Origin of the sequence: Cytobacillus pseudoceanisediminis (assembly GCF_023516215.1) — a bacterium.
Lineage (GTDB): Bacteria > Bacillota > Bacilli > Bacillales > Cytobacillaceae > Cytobacillus > Cytobacillus pseudoceanisediminis.
The window spans coordinates 1762184-1786051 of the sequence record NZ_CP097349.1 but is presented as its reverse complement, the minus strand read 5'-3'; the positions used below and the strand labels follow the sequence as shown (position 1 = coordinate 1786051).

21 protein-coding genes and 4 pseudogenes are annotated in these 23868 nt (G+C 42.4%); all 25 read left to right on the top strand.

Features of this window, described 5'->3' with window-relative positions; genetic code table 11:
• Nucleotides 1-62: 62 nt before the first annotated feature.
• Nucleotides 63-1370: a phenylacetate--CoA ligase family protein gene (locus tag M5V91_RS09550; RefSeq protein WP_284522046.1), complete on the top strand. Its 1308-nt coding sequence runs from the start codon at nucleotides 63-65 to the stop codon at nucleotides 1368-1370.
• A gap of 34 nt (nucleotides 1371-1404) precedes the next feature.
• Entirely contained in the window at nucleotides 1405-2364 is a 960-nt protein-coding gene (gene paaA / locus M5V91_RS09545) for a 1,2-phenylacetyl-CoA epoxidase subunit PaaA (RefSeq protein WP_071157787.1), read from the top strand.
• Nucleotides 2365-2389: 25 nt separating this feature from the next.
• Nucleotides 2390-2740, top strand: a complete 351-nt coding sequence (gene paaB, locus M5V91_RS09540) for a 1,2-phenylacetyl-CoA epoxidase subunit PaaB (RefSeq protein ID WP_009334762.1) — start codon at nucleotides 2390-2392, stop codon at nucleotides 2738-2740.
• A pseudogene (paaC, locus tag M5V91_RS09535) lies at nucleotides 2733-3553 on the top strand (1,2-phenylacetyl-CoA epoxidase subunit PaaC). Before paaB ends, paaC begins: the two are co-directional and overlap by 8 nt.
• 21 nt (nucleotides 3554-3574) lie before the next feature.
• Nucleotides 3575-4072 (top strand): 1,2-phenylacetyl-CoA epoxidase subunit PaaD, encoded by a 498-nt coding sequence (gene paaD / locus M5V91_RS09530; RefSeq protein WP_139266846.1) that lies wholly within the window; start codon nucleotides 3575-3577, stop codon nucleotides 4070-4072.
• A 186-nt stretch (nucleotides 4073-4258) separates the two neighbouring features.
• Nucleotides 4259-4567 (top strand): EthD family reductase, encoded by a 309-nt coding sequence (locus M5V91_RS09525; RefSeq protein ID WP_009334759.1) that lies wholly within the window; start codon nucleotides 4259-4261, stop codon nucleotides 4565-4567.
• Nucleotides 4560-5339, top strand: coding sequence for an enoyl-CoA hydratase-related protein (locus M5V91_RS09520; protein WP_071157783.1), 780 nt, complete (start codon nucleotides 4560-4562; stop codon nucleotides 5337-5339). Before M5V91_RS09525 ends, M5V91_RS09520 begins: the two co-directional genes overlap by 8 nt.
• 18 nt (nucleotides 5340-5357) lie before the next feature.
• Complete coding sequence (locus tag M5V91_RS09515) at nucleotides 5358-6131, top strand: enoyl-CoA hydratase-related protein (protein WP_071157781.1); 774 nt, start codon at nucleotides 5358-5360, stop codon at nucleotides 6129-6131.
• Between the two features lie 117 nt (nucleotides 6132-6248).
• Nucleotides 6249-7115 carry a 3-hydroxyacyl-CoA dehydrogenase gene (locus M5V91_RS09510; protein WP_192908552.1) on the top strand — a complete coding sequence of 289 codons (867 nt, stop codon included), beginning with the start codon at nucleotides 6249-6251 and terminating at the stop codon, nucleotides 7113-7115.
• A pseudogene (locus M5V91_RS09505) lies at nucleotides 7112-8307 on the top strand (thiolase family protein). Before M5V91_RS09510 ends, M5V91_RS09505 begins: the two are co-directional and overlap by 4 nt.
• Nucleotides 8308-8496: 189 nt before the next feature.
• Nucleotides 8497-9372, top strand: a complete 876-nt coding sequence (gene paaX, locus M5V91_RS09500) for a phenylacetic acid degradation operon negative regulatory protein PaaX (RefSeq protein ID WP_009334754.1) — start codon at nucleotides 8497-8499, stop codon at nucleotides 9370-9372.
• 207 nt (nucleotides 9373-9579) lie between these two features.
• Nucleotides 9580-9984: a hypothetical protein gene (locus tag M5V91_RS09495; protein ID WP_284522045.1), complete on the top strand. Its 405-nt coding sequence runs from the start codon at nucleotides 9580-9582 to the stop codon at nucleotides 9982-9984.
• On the top strand, nucleotides 9968-10468 hold the full coding sequence (locus tag M5V91_RS09490) for a hypothetical protein (protein WP_009334752.1): 501 nt from the start codon (nucleotides 9968-9970) through the stop codon (nucleotides 10466-10468). Before M5V91_RS09495 ends, M5V91_RS09490 begins: the two co-directional genes overlap by 17 nt.
• A gap of 144 nt (nucleotides 10469-10612) precedes the next feature.
• Nucleotides 10613-11563, top strand: coding sequence for an NAD(P)H-dependent flavin oxidoreductase (locus M5V91_RS09485; protein ID WP_009334751.1), 951 nt, complete (start codon nucleotides 10613-10615; stop codon nucleotides 11561-11563).
• Between the two features lie 259 nt (nucleotides 11564-11822).
• Nucleotides 11823-12833, top strand: coding sequence for an ABC transporter substrate-binding protein (locus tag M5V91_RS09480; protein WP_009334750.1), 1011 nt, complete (start codon nucleotides 11823-11825; stop codon nucleotides 12831-12833).
• A gap of 243 nt (nucleotides 12834-13076) precedes the next feature.
• Nucleotides 13077-14056: pseudogene (locus M5V91_RS09470) on the top strand (ABC transporter permease).
• Entirely contained in the window at nucleotides 14031-14825 is a 795-nt protein-coding gene (locus tag M5V91_RS09465; RefSeq protein WP_009334748.1) for an ABC transporter ATP-binding protein, read from the top strand. The pseudogene M5V91_RS09470 and the gene M5V91_RS09465 overlap by 26 nt, the downstream one beginning before the upstream one ends.
• Nucleotides 14826-14991: 166 nt before the next feature.
• Nucleotides 14992-15381 carry a thioesterase family protein gene (locus tag M5V91_RS09460; protein WP_009334747.1) on the top strand — a complete coding sequence of 130 codons (390 nt, stop codon included), beginning with the start codon at nucleotides 14992-14994 and terminating at the stop codon, nucleotides 15379-15381.
• An 87-nt stretch (nucleotides 15382-15468) separates the two neighbouring features.
• Nucleotides 15469-16578: a Leu/Phe/Val dehydrogenase gene (locus M5V91_RS09455; protein ID WP_192908554.1), complete on the top strand. Its 1110-nt coding sequence runs from the start codon at nucleotides 15469-15471 to the stop codon at nucleotides 16576-16578.
• A gap of 74 nt (nucleotides 16579-16652) precedes the next feature.
• Nucleotides 16653-17720: a pyruvate dehydrogenase (acetyl-transferring) E1 component subunit alpha gene (pdhA, locus tag M5V91_RS09450; RefSeq protein ID WP_019382973.1), complete on the top strand. Its 1068-nt coding sequence runs from the start codon at nucleotides 16653-16655 to the stop codon at nucleotides 17718-17720.
• The gene (locus tag M5V91_RS09445) at nucleotides 17720-18715 is read left to right on the top strand and encodes an alpha-ketoacid dehydrogenase subunit beta (RefSeq protein ID WP_071157767.1); all 996 of its coding nucleotides are present in this window, start codon (nucleotides 17720-17722) and stop codon (nucleotides 18713-18715) included. Before pdhA ends, M5V91_RS09445 begins: the two co-directional genes overlap by 1 nt.
• Nucleotides 18716-18726: 11 nt before the next feature.
• Nucleotides 18727-19950, top strand: a complete 1224-nt coding sequence (locus M5V91_RS09440) for a dihydrolipoamide acetyltransferase family protein (RefSeq protein ID WP_192908555.1) — start codon at nucleotides 18727-18729, stop codon at nucleotides 19948-19950.
• Nucleotides 19951-21392, top strand: a pseudogene (gene lpdA / locus M5V91_RS09435) (dihydrolipoyl dehydrogenase).
• A 114-nt stretch (nucleotides 21393-21506) separates the two neighbouring features.
• Nucleotides 21507-22622, top strand: a complete 1116-nt coding sequence (hppD, locus tag M5V91_RS09425) for a 4-hydroxyphenylpyruvate dioxygenase (RefSeq protein ID WP_192908557.1) — start codon at nucleotides 21507-21509, stop codon at nucleotides 22620-22622.
• Between the two features lie 148 nt (nucleotides 22623-22770).
• Nucleotides 22771-23865, top strand: a complete 1095-nt coding sequence (hisC, locus tag M5V91_RS09420; protein WP_192908558.1) for a histidinol-phosphate transaminase — start codon at nucleotides 22771-22773, stop codon at nucleotides 23863-23865.
• Nucleotides 23866-23868: the final 3 nt, after the last annotated feature.

Genomic DNA, 23868 nt, shown 5'->3' with positions numbered 1-23868 from the left:
CGATATTTTAACGTTATATAAAATTACTATCTTAATATGATTAAAATCTGGGAGGTCATGTCTTGATTCTGCATGATATTGAAACGGAAAGCCGCGATTTTATAGAACAATTGCAGTTGGACCGGCTCAAGCAGACAGTGGAAAGAGTATTTAATCATGTGCCTTTTTATCGGAAAAAGTTTTTGGAAAGTAATATTGCACTTGAAGACATTAACAGCCTGAATGATATTCAAAAGCTGCCCTTTACTGTTAAAGCAGATTTGCGGGAACATTACCCATTCGGGCTTTTTGCCGTGGATAAAAAAGAAATTGTCCGTCTGCACGCTTCATCGGGAACGAGCGGAAAGCCGACTGTAGTAGGATATACACGAAATGACATCAAAATGTGGAGCAATCTGATAGCCAGGGCAATCTCCATCGGAGGAGGCGAACCTGGTCAGACATTGCATAATGCTTACGGATACGGTCTCTTTACAGGTGGATTGGGACTGCATTATGGCAGCGAACAGCTTGGCATGGCTACGGTACCCGTTTCTGGAGGAAATACTGACAGACAAATTATGCTGATTCAAGACTTTAAGCCTGAAGTTATTTGCGGAACTCCTTCCTACATCCTTAATTTAGCAGAGAAGATGGAGGAGAGGGGAATGGACCCGGCTGATACATCATTAAAGTATGGGATTTTTGGTGCAGAGCCCTGGTCCGAAGAAATGAGGAAAACACTAGAAGCTAAGCTTGGGGTTAAAGCATGCGATATTTATGGGCTGAGTGAGGTTCTTGGACCAGGTGTAGCCATGGAATGCCATGAATCCCAGGACGGCCTGCACATTGCAGAGGATCATTTTTATGCAGAAGTAATCGATCCGAAAAAAATGACACCGCTTCGAAACGGAGAGGAAGGGGAGCTTGTTTTTACAAGTTTAACGAAGGAAGCTTTTCCGGTGATTCGCTACCGAACGGGTGATATCGCCTCCCTTTCTAAAGAGAAGTGTGTTTGCGGGAGAACAACGCTTCGCATGAGCCGTGTGAAAGGCCGCATAGACGATATGCTTAATGTAAATGGTGTAAACGTCTTTCCTTCCGAAATCGAACGGTGCATTCTTCAGATGCCTGAGCTTTCTCCCCACTACCATATCCAAGTGTATAACAAGGGAAGTTTAAAAGTTTTGGAGCTTCATGCTGAATGGAGCGAAGAGTTTTATAGAGATATGGGAGAAGCAGAACATGTAAAAAAGAAGATCAAGGAAGCAGTGAAGCAAAATTGCTTTATTACCATTGGACTTGTTCTCCATCCGCCTAAAACGCTGCCAAGATCGGAAGGGAAAGCTGTCAGAATTGTAAATCCGGCAGTGGAAAATGCTGTAACCTGAATCAGTAATTTTTAACTCGACGGGGGTGAATCACATGTCAGAGGCTCTTTTCTTTCAAGAGATGACGGAAGAACAAAAATACGAGCAGTTTATGAAACGCATAAATGCAGGAGAGAAAATTGAAGCGGATGATTGGATGCCTGAAGATTACCGAATGACATTAATCAAATTGATTTCGATGCATGGTATCAGTGAAATTATGGGAGCACTTCCTGAAAAGGAATGGGTGCCGAAAGCCCCTTCATTAAAACGCAAGCTGGGTATCATGGCAAAGGTGCAGGATGAGATGGGGCATGGACAGCTGCTGCTTCGTGTTGCAGAGGATTTAATGAAGCCTCTCGGGAAAACCCGCGAAGATATTATGCAGGATTTATTTAGCGGAAGACTGAAATTCCACAATGTTTTTCATATGGAGGCTCCAACATGGGGGGATGCCGGGCTGATCGGCTGGCTGGTTGACGGTGCTGCTATCATTACCCAGACCAATATGCTTAATGCTTCATATGGGCCCTATGCAAGAGCACTTAAACGGATTTGCGCGGAAGAGGTTTTTCATGCCCAGCATGGTGAAGCAATCATCATGGCACTGGCTGAAGGAACTGCGGAGCAGAAAGCGATGGTTCAGGATGCGGTTAACCGCTGGTGGGAAGCGCTGTTAATGTTCTTTGGCCCTGGTGATGCCTCTACTACCGGCACATCCAAACAGGATATAACGATAAAATATAGAATCCGGACAAAGACGAACGAAGACTTAAGGCAGGACTTTTTTACAAAGTATATTCCGCGCGTTCTCTCGCTTGGCCTTAAACTGCCGGATGAGACAATGCATTTTGACCAGAATCAGGAGCTTTGGGTCTATAGGCAGCCTGACTGGAATAAGTTCAAGGACATTATTAAAAATAATGGGCCAAAATCTCAGGAGCGACTCGGGCTCCGCCGCACAGCTTATGAGGCTAACAGATGGGTGCGCGAAGCTCTCAATACTGCAAACTAAACCGTTCAGATGGGAGGGGTCTCCTTTGGGAAACGAAGGATTTTATCAGGAATTCGAAGTCTTTAGTCAAAGAACCGATACCTCGCCTCTGCAATATCAATTTTCCCTGCTGGCACCAAATCGCGAGCTTGCACTCGTCATGGCACAGGAAAATTTTATGCGGAGAGAACCGGTTGCTGATATCTGGGTCGTCAAACGCTCTGATATCCGGAAGCTGACACCGGAAGAAAAGCAATCACTTCAGCGTTTGGATAACAAAGAGTACCGCACGACAAAAGGATACGGATATTTGAAGAAAAAGTGGCGCCACTACGAGCAGGAAATGCTTGATGAGAAGGAAATTCTATCATGGGGAGGGATGAAGAAAGATGACTGAGCCAGTTAATAAAATGCCAATCGACGCTGGGATAAAGCCGGCACTGACATCATTATTATATCAGCTGGCTGACGATGACTTCATCCTTGCTTACCGGGGTTCAGAGTGGCTTGGGCTGGCGCCTCATATAGAGGAGGATGTCGCCTTTTCATCCATCAGCCAGGATACCATGGGTCATGCCGCCATGTTTTATCAGCTGCTGGAGGATCTTGGAGAAGGCACTGTAGACAGTCTTGCCCATGCGCGAAAAGCGGCCGAAAGGAGAAATGCTGTCCTTTTGGAAGCGGTAAATGGTCCAGGTCATTACTTGTCTACAGCACAATATGACTGGGCATTCGCAGTAGCAAGAAATTATTTTTATATCCAATCAAAAAAATCAGATTGGACTCTCTGAAAAATTCTTCTTATCAGCCTTTAGCCGAGGTGGCATTAAAGGTTAATATGGAGCTTTATTATCATCTCCTTCACTGGAAAACATGGTTTATCCAGCTAATGAAGGCTGGCGGGGAAGCCAGAACGAGAATGGAATTAGCCATTGGGAAGGTTTTAGCCGATTTTGAAGGAGTTATATCATTGGGACCGCTGGCAAAAGATATGGCGGAACATGGTCTTATTGAACCGGAAGAGGTGTTAAAGCAGCGATGGCTGCTTATCATGAAGCCTGTTTTTGAATCTATCAATCTGGCAGTCTCAGAGGCAGACCTTGCAATGAAAAATGGCAATGGCCGTATAGGTGAGCATACAGCCGACCTTGATGATGCTTTAGCTACTTTGAGCGAGGTGTATAATATAAATCCAGCTGCAAGCTGGTAAGTTCTTTAAAGGGTGATGTAAATGGAGCAGGATCAAATGTTGATAAAAACAGCGTTGGAAGCGCTTCATAATGTTATGGACCCTGAAATAGATACCATTTCTATTGTTGATTTAGGAATGCTGGAGCATATTGAGGTGGAAGGCAATTCAGTAATGGTTAAACTCCTGCCTACTTTTATGGGATGCCCTGCACTGGATATCATTCGAAAAAACGTGGAAATCGAAATAGACAAGGCAGGGGTATTTGAAAAAATAGAAGTCCGGTTTATCTATCATCCGCCCTGGACGTCTGACCGGGTAACAGAAACAGGAAGGTTAAAGCTAAAGGAATTCGGGATTGCGCCGCCTCCAAAATTAATAAGTGAAACAGGTGAATGGCATGTGGATTGCCCTTTTTGCGGATCCACATATACGACAATGGAAAACCTGTTTGGCCCTACAGCCTGCCGCAGTATTTTATACTGCAAATCCTGCAGGAACCCCTTTGAAGCTATGAAGCCTGTATCAACAATGATGTAGCTATAAGGACTTTCGAATCTGTTATATAAGCCGGTCAAATTGTGTCTAATACTATTTTAAGATGCTGGATAAACTGTTAATTCTTTAATGATAAATTCCTGGAGATAACACAAATAACATATGAATCCGGCTCCAGGAATACTATAAAATGAATCAAATCCACTAAACCTGAAAGGAAGTTGACAAATGGTAAAATTAATCGCTCTTTATAAGCACCCTGAAAATAAGGAGGCATTTGATGACCATTATTTTAATACGCACGCGCCGCTTACAGCCAAAATTCCGGGTCTCCGCAAGATGGAGGTTACAAAAATTGTTGGCAGTCCTATGGGGGGCGAAGGGAAGTACTATTTGATGTGTGAAATGTACTATGACAGCCATGAAGCTTTACAGGAGGCTATGAGAACAGATGAAGGCAAGGCATCAGGAAAAGACGCCATGAAATTTGCAGGTGATATTATCACTCTTATGATTGGTGAGGAAGCAGATGAGTAAAAGCTATGAAGCTATTGAAGTTTCACAGCATGGAAAGCTTGGCTTAATTGCTTTAAACCGCCCAAAAGTCTTAAATGCAATCAACCGCTCAATGGTTTCAGAGATTCTGGATACGATGGAAGAGTTTGAGGCTGACAGCAGCATTAAGGCTATCGTCTTATGCGGCAAGGGCAGGGCATTTGCAGCCGGAGCAGATATTGATGAGATGGCAAACGACCAGACAATAGATTTTGAGCTTCGCAATCAATTTAAAGATTGGGATCGCCTTGCCATGATCAAGAAACCGATTATAGGGGCGGTTCATGGTTTTGCCCTTGGCGGGGGCTTTGAGCTTGCTTTATGCTGTGATTTGCTTTTTGCCGCTGATAATGCGGAATTTGGCTTTCCTGAGGTAAACCTGGGAGTAATGCCTGGCGCAGGCGGCACACAGAGGCTTACTAAGCTTGTTGGAAAAACGAAAGCAATGGAATGGCTTTTTACCGGCAAAAGAATCACGGCCAAAGAAGCGCTTCAACATGGCATCGTCAACCAGCTTATATCAGAAGAGCTTCTTTTGGAAGAAACGATAAAAGCGGCTGAACAAATTGCCAATCAGGCGCCAATTGCGATACGCCTCATAAAGGAAGCAGTCCTTAAGGCAGCTGATACATCATTAAATGAGGGAATGGAATTCGAACGGAAGAATTTTTATTTATTATTCTCGACAGAAGATCAAAAAGAAGGAATGAAAGCCTTTATTGAAAAACGCAAGCCGCAATTTAAAGGGAAGTAGAGGAGGTGTACATAGCAAATGTTTGAAACGGTGAAATATGAGGTCGCAAACGGTGTTGCTTGGATTTCATTAAACCGCCCGGATAAACTGAATGCATTCACAGAACAGCTTAATAAAGAGGTTCAGCAGTCCATAAAACAGGCAAGCCGGGATAAAGAAGTCAGATGTCTTGTTATCACAGGCGAAGGACGTGCATTTTGCTCTGGCCAGGACCTTCAGGGAGTAAATGAGGATATGGATCACGGCGAGGTACTCCGCCGATTCTATAATCCAATGGTATTGGAGCTTCATAAATGTAAGAAGCCGGTTATCGCAGCGGTCAATGGGGTGGCAGCAGGTGCAGGCATGAGTCTCGCATTAGCATGCGATTTCAGGCTTCTTTCTGATAAAGCCAGTTTTTTAGAAGCTTTTATCCATGTCGGGCTGGTGCCTGATGCCGGGAATCTCTACTTTCTTCCAAAGCTGATCGGTCATGCGAAAGCCATGGAGCTTGCAGTGCTCGGTGAAAAGGTTAATGCTCAGGAAGCCAAAGAGCTTGGCCTGGCTACTAAGGTAATTCCTATGGAGAGATGGCAGGATGAAATAACTGCTTTTGCAGAAAGGCTTGCCGGCATGCCGACAGCGGCGATTGCGATAATAAAGAAAAACCTGAAAGCGAGCTGGGAATCCACTTTAGAAGAATGTTTGGAGAGAGACGCACAGGGACAGAGGCTGGCTGGCCTTACTATTGACCATAAAGAGGGTGTTGCCGCATTTATGCAAAAGCGAAAGCCTGTGTTTCAAGGGAAATAGACTTTGCTGGATTAAAGGAATTAGAATCCTATTAAAGTATTTGCCCGTTTTATGTTCTTCTTGCGAGCATCTCGTTTCGGGTGCTCGCATTTTTATAAACTGAAAGGGGATTACACCATGAAAAATATAGTCGTAATCGGTTCAGGCGTGATGGGGCGGGGGATTGCGTATGTCAGTGCAATAGGAGGATTTTACACCACTCTTGTAGATATCAGCCGGGAACAATTAACCCGTGCGGAAAGAGAGATTGATAGCATCTTTGAAAAAGGACTCGCCAGGAATAAAATAACAGCCGCTGATATGGAAGCAGGCAAAAATCGTCTTACCTATTCTGTAAGTCTTGCTCAGCATGTAAGTGCAGCTGATCTTGTTATTGAGGCAGTCCCTGAAGTGATGGATATTAAGAAAAATATTTTTGAGGTGATTGACCAGCACGCACCTGAGCACTGCTGTTTTGCAACAAACACCTCTACCATGAGTCCAACCGAGATTGGATCATTTACAAAACGTCCGGACAAAGTGATTGCCATGCATTTCTTTAATCCTGTCCAAAAAATGCCGCTTGTTGAAATTATTAAAGGGCTTGAAACCAGCGAAGAAACAGCACAGTCAATTAAACGTGCTGCTGAGCAAATGGGGAAAGAAACAGTAGTCATTAATGAGTTTCCAGGATTTGTAACAAGCAGAATCAGTGCGCTCGTTGGTAATGAGGCATTTTATATGCTGCAGGAAGGTCTCGGCTCACCTGAAGAAATTGATAAGGCAATTAAGCTTGGACTGAATTATCCAATGGGGCCATTCGAGCTTGGCGATCTTGTCGGCCTCGATACACGCCTGAATAATTTAAAATACCTTCACAGTAAGCTGGGAGAAAAATACCGGCCGGCACCGCTCCTTGAACAATATGTAAAAGCTGGAAGGCTTGGACGCAAGTCGGGCAGGGGTGTTTTTGATTACACTGCCAGAGAGGGAGTTAAGCAATGAGAAAAGCAGTAATTGTGGATGCTGTCAGGACTCCGATCGGAAGATATAAAGGCGGGTTAAAGGATATTCGTCCGGATGATTTGGGAGCTATCGTCATTAGGGCTCTGCTGGATAGAAATCCGATGGTGAATCCTGCAGAAATTGAAGAGGTCATACTGGGAAATGCCAATCAGGCAGGTGAAGATAATCGCAATGTAGCCAGGATGGCAGCTTTGCTTGCCGGTTTGCCTGTCGAAGTGGCTGCTTCAACTGTTAACCGGCTTTGCGGGTCTGGTTTAGATGCTGTTAATTATGCTGCACGGGCCATTTTAGCCGGAGAAGGAGATATTTTTATTGCAGGCGGTACGGAAAGCATGACACGTGCCCCATTTGTCATGGCAAAACCAAGCAGCGAGTTTCCAAGAGGGAATATGGAGATGTATGACACAACCATCGGGTGGCGATTTACAAATAGCAGGCTTGAGAAAATGTACGGTGCTGAAAGCATGCCCAAAACAGCAGAAAATGTGGCCGAAAAGTATGGCATATCGCGTGAAGAGCAGGATCTGTTTGCTTTTGAAAGCCAGAAGAGAGCAAAATCAGCTATTGAAAAAGGCAAATTCGACGATGAAATCATTCCTGTTACATACATGGATAAAAAAGGGGATGAAATAACGATTTCATGTGATGAGCATCCCCGTCCGGAAACTACTTTTGATAAGCTCTCAAGCTTAAAACCCATTTTTCAGGGGGAACTGTAACAGCAGGTAATGCTTCAGGTGTTAACGACGGTGCATCTGTATTGCTGCTAATGTCAGAGGAAAAAGCGAGTGAACTTGGATTACAGCCCCTTGGAACTTATATTGTATCCGCAACAGCAGGGCTTGAGCCTTCGATTATGGGGGCAGGTCCTGTTTATTCCACTCAGAAAGCATTGAAGAGGGCTGGTCTTACGATGAATGATATAGACTTAACCGAATTAAATGAAGCTTTTGCTTCACAATCCCTTGCCTGCATTAAAGAACTTGGCGCCGATTCGGAGCGGGTAAATGTAAATGGCGGAGCGATTGCATTTGGCCATCCGCTTGGGGCGAGCGGTGCCCGTATTCTGACAACTTTATTGCATGAAATGAAGCGCAGGAATTCAAAATACGGCCTGGCAACGATGTGTGTGGGAGTTGGCCAGGGGATTTCTACAATCGTCGAGCGATGACCATAGAGACTTTTTACTCTATGGTTTTTAGGGTTTATAAAGACTTGGGCGGTATAGAATGAAGGCAGAGGCAGTCAAATTATTTAGTATGCCGAAAAAGTGTTGTTCAAAACTATCTAATTTTAGTACAATTGTATATAACGAATTTTTTCCGTTCAACCCACATGATGAAATGAGGATGAATGCAAGTTGAATACAAGGTCAATGATTTTCACACTTTATGGCGATTATATTTCACATTATGGAAGCAACATTTGGATTGGCAGCCTTATCAAGCTTTTAAGCGAATTTGGGCATAATGATCAGTCTGTCAGAGCTGCTATTTCAAGAATGAATAAGCAGGGATGGGTAAGTGCAGAAAAGATCGGCAATAAAAGCTATTATTCCTTAACGCCAAGAGGGCAGAAAAGGATTGAGGAAGCGGCTAAGCGTATCTTTAAATTAAAGCCTGAAGAGTGGGATGGCAAGTGGCGAATGCTTATGTATACCATCCCGGAAGAAATCCGCAATGTGCGTGATGAATTGCGGAAGGAACTAGTTTGGAGCGGTTTTGGCTCCATGTCCAGCAGCTGCTGGATCTCAGCTAATAATCTTGAGAAACAAGTATTTGATTTGATTGAGAAATATGAAATTGCCGACTATGTTGATTTCTTTATTGCCAGGTATGCAGGTCCGCATAAGAATATCGAAATTGTTGAAAAAAGCTGGAACCTGACAGAAATCAATGAAAGATACCAGGAGTTTATTTCGGAATACAGCCAGAAATATATCATTGATAAAAATAAAATCCAAAAGGGGAATATGACTGATGCAGAATGTTTTGTGGAAAGAACAAAGCTTGTGCATGAATACCGGAAATTCCTCTTTGTGGATCCGGGGCTTCCCGAAGAACTTCTTCCTGATAAATGGCTGGGCGGTCATGCTGCTGCTTTATTCAGTGAATATTATAAAGAACTGGCAGAACCGGCATCAAGGTTTTTTGAAAGTGTTTTTAAGGAAGGAAATGAACTTAAAAACAGGGATGCTGATTATGACGCATTAAATCATCCCTATATGGTTGAGTGAGAAAGAGCCATCTTGCAGGCAGGATGGCTCTTTCATTTATACAATCATAGGATTAATGAATAAATGCATCTTACCAAAACAATATTAAATGTATGATGGTATTTAAAAATAAGCCTCATAAGGTGATTTAATGATTCTGCCTGCAGCAATTGTAATTGCATTTTATACACTAAGTTTCTTTTTCTTTATAGAAAAAAGCTTTCCTTTTTGCAAAACTCTCTGGTTCTTATGCTAATTTCAATTGCAGCCCGAAATTACACAACCATACTTGCTCTTCAATTAAAGTGGATTCATATTACAGAAGATTCTATTTTATTTATTGTATTCTTGATTCATCGTGAAATTATTGGCCCCATTCTAGTTCTTATGTTTATAAATATTTATTGGAAAACTCCATCTGGTGTAAAAAGGATAACTGTCTTCGCCTTATTCTTAATCTGTCTTCTTGGTATGGATCTTTTCAGCAGCACTTCTGGAGTAATTACATATTTAAACTGGAATTTACTCAAAGCTGGCATAGGTAATACGGCTTTCTTGATTGCCGGCCTCGGATTATCCAAGGTGTTAATGTATCTAATGCAGGAGTCTACTAATTATGGTAAAGGTTTATGAAAGAGCTTTTGACGCAAATGAATGGTTTGTATTGGCCAATTTACTGGTATCGCTAATTCTTATATGGAAACTGCCTAAAAAATTTTCTGGCTTGGAAACGGCAGTACATATCACCATAGGCATATTTATCGGGATGTTCTTCGATCACACCATAAGTGTCGGGGCGTGGGATTATTATGATGTCAATGATACATCAAAATATCAATTCATTGATTTTTTAAGCTATATTATGTACGGGCCATACAGTTACTTTTTCATTTATTTATATGTGAAATTAAATCTAAAGGGATATATGAATATCCTGTATGTCACACTCTGGTCTATTTTGGCTGTAGTGATTGAATGGTTCTCTGTTAAGCTCGGCATATTTCATTATGAAAAGGGCTATCAGATGGCCTGGTCTTTCCCTATATATGCATTTGTTCAGACCCTGCAAATAATGTTTTATAAAATTTCGCTGAAAATGGAAAAGGGGAATGAATAGAGGCCTGTCTGCAAAACGGCGATGTGAATGAAAGGGTATTTTACCTGAGGCATTGACTGCATCCTTCATTGTTAAGTATATGTGCTCCTAATTGTCAAACTATTAAAATTAGTATAACATTATTTTAACGAAGGAGGAATTTGATTGAATATATTAACGGACATTTTAAATATTAAATATCCAATTATTCAGGGCGGCATGGGGAATATCAGCAATGCCATTTTAACAGCGGCAGTCTCGGAAGCTGGAGGGCTGGGCACCATCGGAGCAGGAACAATGCCTCCTGAGGATGTTGAGAAGATAATTGAGGAAACAAGAAGTTTAACAAATAAGCCATTTGCAGTTAATGTAGCATTAAGTGTCTCCCCTTATGTAAAGGAAATCCTTTCCCTTGTAATTAAACATAAGATTCCAGCCGTATCCCTTTCGGCGGGAAACCCGACTCCTTTTATCCCTAAGCTGCATGAAAAAGGTGTGAAAGTTATAACTGTAGCTGCTTCAGTAAGACAGGCGCTGAAAGCAGAGACAGCCGGTGCGGATATTATTGCTGCTGAAGGGTATGAGGCAGCAGGAATCAATAGTTCTCTTGAAACCACTACACTCGTATTAATCCCTCAGATTACAGGAGTGGTGTCAGTCCCTGTCGTGGCTGCCGGGGGTATCGGTGATGGCAAAGGGCTTGCTGCCATGCTTGCCCTGGGGGCAAGCGGTGTGCAAATGGGCACTAGATTCATAGCAACCAAGGAAGCACCATTCCACCCGCAATATAAACAGAAAATTATTGAAGCATCCGATCATGAAACCCTTATAGTGGGGCGTTCAGTTGGAAGAATAAGAAGAGTGCTTTCCACCGGGTATGCCAATAAATTGCTGGATTACGAAAAACAGGGCATCAGTCTTGATGAGTTTAATAAACTTACTTCAGAAGACTATCATAAAATTGGAGCAATAAATGGAAACGGTGATGAAGGGTTTATGAACAGCGGGCAGATAGCTGGCCTGATTGCTGATCTTCCAAGCGTAAAGGAGCTTTTGGATAATATGATAGAGGATGCTAAACTTCAGCTTCATAAGGCTAAAAAGCTATTAAACTAGCAAGCAGGCAGTTATATTCCTGCTTGTTTTTTTATGCCATCATAACTTATTAAATATATTAAATTTTTAGAATATTATTGACACTCAAATGCTTAGGGTGATAATATAACGTTGTATTTACGATATTGAAAGTAAATATCATATAAATGGTGAAAACCATTTTGCGTACTGTTTTCCACTTCGGGATGTAAGCGCATACATAGCAGGATTAAACTATCAGCAAGCTGATAGTTAATAAATTTGAATAGGGGGTCATATAATGAAAAAATCGTTAAAAGCTCTTTCCTTATTAATGGCTGCAGGAATGCTTGTTTTAAGCGGCTGCGGAGAGGAAAAATCCAGTGGTTCTTCTTCAGAAGGAGATGAGAAGAAGCAATACACAATTGGCATCACACAATTTGTTGAACATCCATCTTTAGATGCTGCGACAGAGGGATTTAAAAAAGCATTGGAAGATGAAGGGTTTAAAGAAGGCGATAATGTAAAATTCGATTTCCAAAATGCTCAGGCTGACATGAATAACACGCAGTCGATCGCTAATAATTTTGTCGGCGATAAAGTGGATATGATTTTTGCAAATGCTACTCCGAGTGCCGTGAGTGCTCTAAATGCGACGAAGGACATTCCGATCCTTTTCACATCTGTTACAGACCCTGTTGGAGCCGGCCTTGTTGAATCCTTTGATCAGCCTGGAGACAATATTACAGGTACTACAGATAACCACCCGGAAGGAACTTCAAAAACAATTGATTTTATGATTGATGAAGCGGGTGTTAAGAATATTGGCATCATTTACAATTCTGGAGAGCAAAATTCCGAGGTACAGGTTAAGCAGGTAAAAGAACTTGCAGAACCAAAAGGAGCAAAAATTGTTGAAGCATCTGTTTCAACCTCTGCTGAAGTTAAGCAGGCGGCCGACTCTCTTGTTGGAAGGGTAGATGCCATATATATCCCTACAGATAACACGGTTGTGTCTGCGCTTGAATCGGTTATTTCTGTCGCTGACAGCAAAAAGATCCCTTTATTTGTGGGTGAACTGGATTCCATGAAACGCGGGGCTATTGCAGCCAGCGGATTCAACTATTTCGATCTAGGTTATCAGACAGGCAAAATGGCCGCTGAGATCTTAAAAGGAAATAAAAAGCCATCTGAAATTCCGGTTGAGCTTCCTGGAAGCCTCAAACTGGTGATCAATAAAAAAGCAGCTGAAGCACAAGGACTGGAAGTAAAAGAAGAATGGGCTGATTTCGCTGAGTTCCATGAAGAGTAAATGTAAATCTGCCGGCTGACAATGCAATATCCGGCCGGCTGCTTTCTAAGCTATTAGCCAAGAAGAAAAGCGGAAGCGCCTTGCCGATCCTCAACACCTTGAGGGGGCGGCGCTCCTACTAAAAGCTAACGTTTTTGTCGAGTGACGGCATGTTTTAATTTCTTATTCAATTTATAAAGGGTGTGATTCTTAGTGTTTACAGCCATATTCGGTGCGTTTGAGTCAGGTATTATTTACGCAATTATGGCACTTGGAGTTTATTTATCGTTCAGGGTCCTTGACTTTCCTGATTTAACAGTCGATGGAAGTTTTGTGACTGGAGCGGCGGTAGCCGCAACCATGATTGTCAGCGGTGCTAATCCTTTTTGGCTACGATTACTGCCTTATTTGCAGGTTTTATTGCCGGCTGCCTTACTGGTATTATTCATACTTTCGGAAAAATCAATGCGCTTTTATCAGGAATCCTTATGATGATTGCTCTGTATTCAATAAACCTTCGTATCATGGGTAAATCAAATGTTCCGCTCTTGAACACAGAAACTGCTATTACTCATGTCAGGGATTTTTGGGATAAAACAGGAATTGATTCTTTTTTCAACAGTCTATTGACCATGGCGGGACTTGGCGGCAGCCTCCCGAGAACATGGGGCATTATCATATTTATGTTAGTTGTAACATTGGCAATAAAATTTTTGACAGATCGGTTTCTTCAGACGGAGATTGGTTTAGCTTTAAGGGCTACAGGCGACAACAAGAGAATGATCCGCAGTCTTTCTGCCAACACCAACATGATGGTGATTTTGGGGCTCGGCCTTTCCAATGCAATGGTCGCTTTCTCCGGAGCATTGATTGCCCAGCAGGGAGGATTCGCCGATGTTGGTATGGGTATCGGAATGATTATCATTGGGCTTGCTTCAGTCATCATCGGTGAAGCGTTATTTGGCACAAAAACCATTGCCAGAACTACTCTAGCGGTTATTGGCGGAGCAATTATCTACCGCATTGTAGTGACCATGGCACTGAGGGTAGAGTTCCTGGAACCGGGTGATATGAAGCTGATTACAGCAACAATTGTAATCCTTGCTTTAATAATGCCGAAAATTATTGACCGCACTAAGGAGAAGAAACGGAAAGCCAAAAGACTGGCAGGAAGCATGAACATAAGTGAATTGCCATCAGGCGGAAAGGGTGAGACTGGTGCTGCAATTAAATCAGATTCATAAAGTCTTCAATGAAGGGACTCCAGATGAAAAGATTGCACTTGATACGATCAATCTCACATTAAATGAGGGGGACTTTGTCACCGTAATTGGAAGTAATGGCGCAGGGAAGTCCACTTTAATGAATATTATCTCCGGTGTCATGATTCCTGATGTCGGCTCCGTTTATATCGATGGCCAAAATGTCACGGGCATGTCTGAATATAATCGGGCAAAGCTCATAGGCCGGGTTTTTCAGGATCCGATGGCTGGTACCGCTCCGTCCATGACAATTGAAGAAAATCTTGCCATGGCATATTCAAGAAATAAAACAAGATCATTAAAAAAAGGAGTTACGAAAAAGCGCAAAGACTATTTTCGAGAAGTTCTGGAAACCCTCCATCTCGGCCTTGAAAACCGTCTAAATGCAAAGGTTGGTTTATTATCAGGAGGAGAGCGGCAGGCACTTTCATTACTAATGGCTACCTTCACAGAGCCATCCATTCTATTGCTCGATGAACATACCGCTGCTCTTGATCCGGCTCGTGCAGAGCTTATAACGAATCTGACAAAAGAAATTGTTAAAAAGTACAATTTAACCACTTTAATGGTCACTCATAATATGCAGCAGGCGCTGGATTTAGGTAATAGGCTGATTATGATGGATAAAGGCCAGATTATTCTTGAAGTAGATGATGAACAGAAACAGCATCTGACAATTGAACAGCTGCTAAACGAATTTCAGCGGATTCGCGGAACAAAAATGGCAAGTGATCGTGCTTTGCTTTCTTAGAAAAATAAAAAGGATTAGCCAATTTTGCTGGTTAATCCTTTTTGCATGGAAGGGAATCAAAAGAATTTTTAAAGTTTTTACAATTTATTGACTATTTATTTAACGTAATGGTATCATATCGTTAAATAAACGTCATACATATTTTATGTATTACAGGAGGGATGGTATGAAACCTGGGCTGCAAATTGGGAACCAGGCAGTTGTCCATGCAGTGGTTTCCCCTGAGATGTTCGCACAGTTTGAAGGGGAGGTCATTCATCCTGCCTATTCAACCGTAACGATGATCTATCACATGGAATGGGCATCACGCCTGCTGATCATCCCCTACTTGGATGAGGAAGAAGAAGGGATCGGGGGAGCTGTTTCTGCCAGGCATTTATCCCCTTCACCTGAAGGCTCATCCATTATCATAACGGCTACCGTATCCAAGCTGGATGGAAATTCAGTTTACTCAACTGTTACAGTCCATAATGGAAAAATACTGGCTGGCGAAGGTGAAGTCAAACAGGTAATTCTGAAGAAAAGCAGGATTGCAGAAATGTTAAAGAGAGATTAAAAGATTAGATGCAGCTGAGCCTAAACAAAAAAGGCATTTTTATTTAATTTTATTGTAAGCGCTATCATGAATAAAGGGGAGAATGAAATGACAGATATGTTTCAAAAAATTAAAGATCATGAACAAGTTGTTTTCTGCAACGATGAATCAACCGGTTTAAAGGCTATCATTGCAATCCACAGCACTAGATTGGGGCCGGCTTTGGGAGGATGCCGTATGTTTCCATACAACAGTGTGGATGAGGCCCTTGAAGATGTCCTCCGATTATCAAAAGGCATGACCTATAAATGTGCAGCTGCCGATTGTGACTTTGGAGGCGGGAAGGCTGTAATTATCGGGGATCCATTAAAAGATAAAACACCCGAACTATTCCGTGCTTTTGGCCAATTTGTAGAATCCTTGAACGGGCGCTTCTATACAGGAACAGACATGGGTACTTCTACAGAAGATTTTGTTCATGCCCTAAAGGAAACGAATTGCATTGTAGGTGTTGATGAGGTTTATGGAGGAAGCGGCGATTCTTCGGTCCCAACTGCGCATGGAGTTATTTATGGTCTGCAGGCAACCAATAAAGCACTGACTGGTACAGACGACCTTTCAGGCAAAAGTTATGCCATTCAGGGACTGGGGAAAGTTGGATATAAAGTGGCAGAAAGACTGCTGGAGGAAGGGGCAGATTTATTTGTGACAGATATCAGCCGGCAGGCAATCGACCAGCTTCTCAGTAAAGCGAAAGAAATTGGTGCCGGGGTGAAGGTACTTTCCGGCAATGAAATATATGAGGCCCAGGCAGACTTTTTTGTTCCATGTGCAATGGGCGGGATCATTAATGATGACACAATCGGTTTGCTTAAAGTAAAAGCAATCGTAGGCTCTGCCAATAACCAGCTTAAGGATATGCGCCATGGTCAAATCCTTAAAGATAAGAGCATATTATACGCACCCGATTATATTGTGAATGCAGGGGGATTAATCCAGGTCGCAGACGAATTATACACACCTAATAAAGAAAGGGTACTCCGCAAAACAAAAGCTATTTATAACTCTCTTCTGAACATCTACGAACATGCTGAAGCAAATGGTATAACAACCGTGGAAGCATCCAACCAATTCTGCGAGAGCCGTATTGAAGCGCGCACACGCAGAAATAGCTTTTTCTCCCATATGAAACGCCCGAAGTGGTCAGTAAGAACCTAATTTTTTTACTTGGATAACAATATATGTACCTTATAAAAGTGATAAAAATAATTAAATAGCCAAAGGGTGAGAAGATGGAAAATCACTTTCCGATCAGGCGGATAATGGACGAAAATGGAAACATCATCAATTCCGATTATGAAGAAAAAATAACTGAAAAACTTGTAAAAGAGTTTTATAGAAATATGGTAAGAATCCGTATTTTTGACCGCAAGGCTATTTCACTCCAGCGCCAAGGCAGGATAGGCACATATGCACCTTATGAAGGACAGGAGGCTTCCCAGGTCGGAACTGCTGCTGCCCTAAGGGAGAACGATTGGATGTTTCCTACCTATCGCGACCACGGAGCAGCTATGACCTTTGGCCACTCACTGCGAAATATCCTGTTGTTCTGGAACGGAAGAAATGAAGGGTGTGTTCCGCCTGACGGAAAGAAAATTTTTCCTCCGGCCATCCCGATTGCGACACAAATCCCTCATGCAGCAGGAGCTGCATTCGCAGAAAGGAAAAAAGGCACAGCAAATGCTGCTATTGCTTATTTTGGAGATGGTGCTACTTCCGAAGGGGATTTTCATGAGGGGTTGAATTTCGCCAGCGTTTTTAAAGCGCCGGTTGTCTTTTTTAATCAAAACAATCAATACGCCATCTCTGTTCCTTTTAACAAGCAAATGAATTCAAAAACAATCGCCCAAAAAGCCCTGGCATATGATATTCCGGGAGTCAGAATCGATGGCAATGATGTTTTCATGGTTTATTTTGAAACCTTAAATGCATTAGAAAGGGCCCGTAAAGGTGAAGGGCCGACACTAATCGAAGCAGTTACGTGGCGGTATGGGGCACACACCACTGCAGATGATCCATCTAAGTACCGTGATCAATCCGAAAGCAGCAACAGAAGACAGGAGACTGACCCCATTTTAAGACTAGAGCGCTGGATGAAGAATATGGGGAGATTTGATGAGAAATGGGTGCAGACCATTGAAAAGAAAGCAGCAGATGAAATAGATAAGGCTATTGCCGAAATGGAAGATTTCCCTCCTGCCGATCCAGCAGTTATCTTTGATCATGTCTTTGCAGAGCCGACATGGCAAATCAAGCAGCAGAAAGAAGAGTACCTGAAGCTGATAGGAGGTGGCCAATAATGAAAACGGCAGTTGAAGCAAAAACCATGACATTGGTTCAAGCCATTACCGATGCCCTGGATATTATGCTGAATGAAAAGGAAGAGGTTTTGCTGCTGGGCGAAGATATCGGAAAGAACGGTGGTGTTTTTCGTGCAACTGATGGTCTTCAGGCTAAGTATGGCGAAGGCCGTGTTATTGATACTCCTTTAAGTGAAGCGGGTTTTGTCGGAGCGGGGATTGGCATGGCTGTAAATGGGTTTTTACCTGTGATTGAAATTCAGTTTCTGGGCTTTATTTATCCTGCATATGAACAAATCATGACTCATGCTTCGAGGATCCGAATGAGGACGATGGGACATTTTACTGTTCCGATGGTTATAAGGGCTCCGTATGGTGCAGGTGTAAGGGCTCCTGAAATTCACTGTGATTCAACGGAAGCCATTTTTACACATATGCCTGGCATTAAGGTAGTCTGCCCATCCAGTCCTTATGATGCGAAAGGACTGCTGATTGCTGCCATTGAAGACCCGGATCCAGTTCTGTTTCTTGAGCCCATGCGCTGCTATCGTTCGGCCAAGGAGGAAGTTCCTGAAGGGAAGTATAGCATTGAAATTGGAAAAGGCAATAAGCTCATGGAGGGTGATGATGTGACGGTCATTACGTGGGGAGCCATGGTGCCTGAGGCTATGAAAGCGGCAGAGCTGATGAAAGAAAAGAACACTCATTGTGATGTGATTGATTTAAGGACCCTTTTCCCTCTGGATAAAGATATGATCGCAGAATCTGTCCAAAAGACAGGGAGAACAGTCATTGTCCATGAAGCTCATGCTACCGGTGGAGTAGGAAATGATGTGCTTGCCATCATTAATGATACATCGTTTTTATATCAGAAAGCACCGGTTGAAAGGGTTACTGGATTTGATGCACCAGTGCCATATTTCGGTTTTGAGGACCATTACCTGCCAACTCCGGCAAGGATCCAGCACGCAATAGAAAAAGTTATGAAGTTTTAGGAGGAGAAGCCATGGAAGTGAAACTTCACGATATTGGAGAAGGCATGACAGAAGCAGAAATCAATTGCTTTTTAGTCAAACCAGGGGATGCAGTGAAAGCCGATGATCCGCTAGTTGAAGTACAGACTGATAAAATGACTGCTGAAATACCTGCTCCCAGAGCGGGAATTATTAAGGAATTTAAAGTGGAGCCCGGCGAGACGATTACAGTGGGGACGACCATTTTAATTTTAGAGGCGTCGGGACATGATGGCATGGAGAAAGTGAAGGTCACTTCTCATCCTGCAAACTCTCATAAGCTGAAGGAGCCATTGCAATCTTTTGCCTCATTCAAAGGAAAACGGGTGCTTGCATCTCCATTTACGAGAAAAATAGCACGGGAAAATTCGATAGACATTGAGAATATTACAGGGACAGGTCCTGCCGGACGTATTTTGGATGAAGACATCTATCAATACTTAGCATCCGGACAGAGTAAGCCTGACCCAGCTGAACAGGAGCCAGCGGTTTCGATGGATACAATATTAAGCCCTCCTGCTGAAAAAGGAATCATTCCGTTTAGGGGCAGAAGGAAACAGATTGCCAGAAAAATGGCACAATCCCTCTATACCATTCCACATTGCACCCATTTTGAAGAAATCGATGTAACCGAGCTGATCACTTTCAGAAAAGAACTAAAAAACCAAAACCAAAATATATCTGCAACAGCCTTTTTCCTGAAGGCATTGTCAATATGCCTGAAAGAATTTCCTGTGTTCAATGCAGTCCTGCATGAAGAAAAGGAAGAAATACATTTAGCAAGTGTACACCATATCGGTATTGCGGTTGATACGGATGAGGGGCTCATCGTTCCGGTCATTAAGCATGTTGAGAACAAAACAATCAGAGAAATTCATGCGGAAATGAAACAGCTCACAGAAAAGGCGGTGGAAAATAAGCTTTCTGTAAAAGAAATATCTGGCGGGACATTCACGATCAGCAATGTGGGACCGCTGGGCGGAAGCTTTGGAGCGACACCGATTATTCAGCATCCGCAAACCGCACTGGTATCATTTCATAAAACAAAAAAGTTGCCTGTTGTCACAGACGATGACCAGATTGTGATCCGGTCAATGATGAATATTTCTATGTCTTTTGATCATAGAGTTGCAGACGGGGCGACAGCTGTTCGCTTTACTAACCGGTTTGCTGAACTGATTAAAAATCCAAAAATGCTTGTTCTGGAGATGGTATAAATGGTAGTTGGAGAACTGGCACATGAGCGCGATGTCATCATTATCGGAGGCGGCCCCGGAGGGTATCATGCTGCGATCCGTGCCGCTCAGCTTGGACGCAGTGTTACCTTGGTTGAACAGGACCAGCTTGGCGGGATTTGTTTAAATAAAGGCTGCATACCTTCAAAGATCCTTACACAGTCTGCAGAAAAATTCACTTCATTTCTAGAGGGGGAAAATTGGGGGCTAGAAGGAGGAGATATATCGTTTAATTTCAATAAGCTTCAGCAATACAAACAGAAGAAAATTGAACAGCTCCGCACAGGAGTTGAAGCGCTCTGTAAAGCCAATAAAATTGAAATACTTAATGGGTCAGCTTTTTTTCTGTCTGAGGATAAGGTTGGCATCGAAAAAGGAGACAAATTTGATGTTTTCAGATTCAGGAATGCAATCATTGCGACCGGCGGAACACCAGAAAAACCACCTTGGACCAGAGAGTTAAGTGAACTGGTATTTGATCAGCATTCCATTTCGGATTTGAGTGAAATACCCGATAAACTATTAATCTATGGCAGTGACTATATTGCGCTTGAAATTGGTATGGCTTTTCAGGCCCTGGGATCCAAAGTAACTATGATCCTTGATGATGGGAAAGAGGATTTTGATTTCGATCAATCCATTTGCCGGGAACTGAAGAGGATTTTAAAAAAGAAAAAGATAGACGTTGTAAGAAATTCGGAAGTATTGAAATTACAGTTTAAGGAGGACATGTTTACAGTAACTTTTGAATTGAAGGGAAAAATAGAAACAATTTCAGGCACACATTTATTTGTTTCAACTACAATCAGACCAAACACCAATCAGCTGGGTCTTTCCCGAATAGGGGTTGAACAATGTGCAGCGGGGTTTATTAAGGTGGATGCTCAAAGCCGGACAACACAGAAACATATCTTTGCTGTCGGCGATGTTACAGAAGGCCCTGCACTTGCTGTTAAAGCAATTAAACAAGGAAAAACAGCTGCAGAAGCGATTGCAGGGATTCATTCTCAATCAGATTTCCATTTCATCCCGATAGTAGCTCATACACAGCCTGCTATTGCGAGTGCCGGGTTAACGGAAAAGGAAGCAATTAACTTGGGCAACGATATTGAAATTGGCCAATTTTCATTGTCTGCCAACGGATTCAGCACTTTGGCCGGAAAAAAGAAGGATTTATAAAAGTGATCAGCTGCAAGGAAAAGCAAGTTCTTCTGGGAATCCACATGGTAGGCACCGGGGCAATAGAGCTAATTTCAGCCGGCATCACGGCATTGGAAATGGCTGCCAGGGATGAAGATCTAATTTTCCCGAACTATCCCCATCCCAGTGTAAATGAAGGCTTGCTTGAAGCTGTAGAAGCTTTAAGGAATCAGGCTATTCACATCCCGCCCAAAAGCATAAATGAGCAAAAATTAAAAGTGTAACTTACTTTAATGCAGAAGTGCATTATAGCTTTAACTTGAACTCTTGAGAACGTTTGCAAGTTTCATATATGATAAATTCAAAATATTACTAATATTTGAAATGGAGGCGTTAGTATGCAAGATGAAAAAATGTTAAGGGAGCAAAAGAAAGCCGATTTCTTTCCAGTGAAGGAGGTAGATTATTTAGAAATCTACTCTGGGAATGCGAAACAGTCCTGCCATTATTTCTGCACGGCTTTCGGCTTTAAGCCAGTTGCATATTCTGGTTTGGAAACAGGCAATAGGGAAACGGTGTCTTATGTTCTTCAGCAAAGAAAGATCCGCCTCGTTATAACCGGAACTTTAAATGACAGTTCCAGAGTATCGAATTTCATTAAAAAGCATGGGGATGGCGTAAAAGATATTGCTTTAGCAGTCGATGATGTTGAAACAGCCTACAATGCTGCAGTCGAAAGAGGCGCAATTGAAATACAGCCGCCTTTTGAGATAAGGGATGAGCATGGCACAATAAAAAAAGCAGTTATTGGTACATATGGGGATACAATTCACACACTTGTCGAACGAAATGACTATAAAGGGGTATTTATGCCTGGCTTTGAGCCTTATCAAACTGAAGTTCCATTTGAAGATGCCGGTTTTATCGGAATCGACCATGTGGTTGGAAACGTAGAAAGAATGGAGGAATGGGTTAATTATTATGCAAATGTAATGGGCTTTAAGGAAATGAAACACTTTACAGATAAAGACATTACAACAGAATATTCCGCACTGATGTCCAAGGTTATGCATAATGGCGGCAGGATAAAGTTTCCGATTAATGAACCTGCAGAAGGGAAGCGCAAATCCCAGATTGAGGAATATCTGGAATACTACAACGGGCCTGGTGTGCAGCATCTGGCGATCCTGACAGAGGATATCGTCAGCACTGTCAGCATCCTTCGCAAGAATGGGGTGGAGTTTTTAAGTACACCTGATTCTTACTATGAAATGCTTTCTGAACGTGTAGGAAAGATTGATGAAGAGATTGATAAATTGAAAGAATTAAACATTCTCGTCGACCGTGACGACGAAGGGTATTTGCTTCAAATTTTCACTAAGCCAATTGTAGACCGTCCGACCCTATTCATTGAAGTCATTCAGCGTAAAGGTGCACGGGGATTTGGTGAAGGCAACTTTAAAGCACTCTTCGAATCAATTGAACGCGAGCAGGAAAGACGGGGAAACTTATAAATAGAAAAGAGGAATGCCCCGCCCCCTTCACCATGAGGGGGTAGGCGCAGCAGTTAAACAGTAATGGAATTCCAAGATTATGTATTTTTTATTTTTGAGGGGGAGATACTTTCTCCCTTTTTTAATAATTAAGAAGGAGGCAACACAGATGGCCAGAATCCAGACAAAAAGCGCCGTGGAGAAGATTGTTTCTTATCCGCTTGGCAGCTCGCCGGAAGAGATCAAAGAAAAGTTCAATTTAATGGCTGTCCGGAAAATGTCTGATAATGAAAATGTGTATGGCTGTTCACCAGAAGTAAAGAACAGCATCAGCAAGGCGATGAATAGCCTTTATTTTTATCCGGACGGAACTGTTTCCCTGCTTAAGCGCAAACTGGCCGGATTCTACAATATAAATCAAGATAAATTTCTTGTAAGCAATGGATCAGAAGAAATCATCCGTTTATTGACTAGAGCATACATAAGCACTGGAGACGAGGCTATTATGGCACAGATGACCTTTCCTCGCTATGAAACAAACGTCCTGATTGAAGGAGGCAGTGCTATTACTGTCCCGCTGCAAAATGGCACACATAATCTAAATGCCATGTATGCACAGGTCAGCAAAAAAACAAAAATGATATTTATCTGCAATCCCAACAACCCTACAGGAACCATAGTCGGTAAAACAGAACTTCTGCAATTCATCGAAAAAGTTCCTTCGAATATCTTGATTATTCTAGATGAAGCTTACTATGAATATGTGCAATCATCAGATTACCTTGACTCTATTTCACTTTTGGAAAAGAAGCCGAATTTGATCATTCTGCGGACTTTTTCCAAAATTTACGGTCTTGCCGGTCTCCGTGTCGGCTATGGAATCATGGATTCCGAGATAGTGAATGAGCTTCATAAGGTGAAAGATGTTTTTAATGTCAATCATCTTGCCCAGGCAGCCGCTGCAGCGGCATTACATGACCAAGGCTTTATAAGGGAATGTGCTGAAAAAAATGCCAAAGAGATGAAATTTGTGAGTCAGAAGTTAAATGATTTACAGGTTCGCTTTTTTCCTTCCCAAACCAACTTTATTTATATTTTTAGTCAGTATCCAATAGCGGAGAACTTGATTGCCAATGGCTTAGTTGTCCGGCAAATGAAGCTTGAGGGATATCTTGATGCTTTTCGGATGACTTTAGGCACAAGGGAAGATAATGAAGCAGCCATAGATGTGATAAACAAACTTCTAAATGAAAAGGCGGTGTAAGGT

Bases quoted from the DNA above. Each gene is read 5' to 3' on its own strand.
- paaA (WP_071157787.1), top strand. From the start codon at position 1,405: ATGTCAGAGGCTCTTTTCTTTCAAGAGATGACGGAAGAACAAAAATAC.
- paaD (WP_139266846.1), top strand. From the start codon at position 3,575: ATGGAGCAGGATCAAATGTTGATAAAAACAGCGTTGGAAGCGCTTCAT.
- M5V91_RS09525 (WP_009334759.1), top strand. From the start codon at position 4,259: ATGGTAAAATTAATCGCTCTTTATAAGCACCCTGAAAATAAGGAGGCA.
- M5V91_RS09520 (WP_071157783.1), top strand. From the start codon at position 4,560: ATGAGTAAAAGCTATGAAGCTATTGAAGTTTCACAGCATGGAAAGCTT.
- M5V91_RS09515 (WP_071157781.1), top strand. From the start codon at position 5,358: ATGTTTGAAACGGTGAAATATGAGGTCGCAAACGGTGTTGCTTGGATT.
- M5V91_RS09510 (WP_192908552.1), top strand. From the start codon at position 6,249: ATGAAAAATATAGTCGTAATCGGTTCAGGCGTGATGGGGCGGGGGATT.
- M5V91_RS09490 (WP_009334752.1), top strand. From the start codon at position 9,968: ATGGTAAAGGTTTATGAAAGAGCTTTTGACGCAAATGAATGGTTTGTA.
- M5V91_RS09480 (WP_009334750.1), top strand. From the start codon at position 11,823: ATGAAAAAATCGTTAAAAGCTCTTTCCTTATTAATGGCTGCAGGAATG.
- M5V91_RS09460 (WP_009334747.1), top strand. From the start codon at position 14,992: ATGAAACCTGGGCTGCAAATTGGGAACCAGGCAGTTGTCCATGCAGTG.
- M5V91_RS09455 (WP_192908554.1), top strand. From the start codon at position 15,469: ATGACAGATATGTTTCAAAAAATTAAAGATCATGAACAAGTTGTTTTC.
- pdhA (WP_019382973.1), top strand. From the start codon at position 16,653: ATGGAAAATCACTTTCCGATCAGGCGGATAATGGACGAAAATGGAAAC.
- M5V91_RS09445 (WP_071157767.1), top strand. From the start codon at position 17,720: ATGAAAACGGCAGTTGAAGCAAAAACCATGACATTGGTTCAAGCCATT.
- M5V91_RS09440 (WP_192908555.1), top strand. From the start codon at position 18,727: ATGGAAGTGAAACTTCACGATATTGGAGAAGGCATGACAGAAGCAGAA.
- hppD (WP_192908557.1), top strand. From the start codon at position 21,507: ATGCAAGATGAAAAAATGTTAAGGGAGCAAAAGAAAGCCGATTTCTTT.
- hisC (WP_192908558.1), top strand. From the start codon at position 22,771: ATGGCCAGAATCCAGACAAAAAGCGCCGTGGAGAAGATTGTTTCTTAT.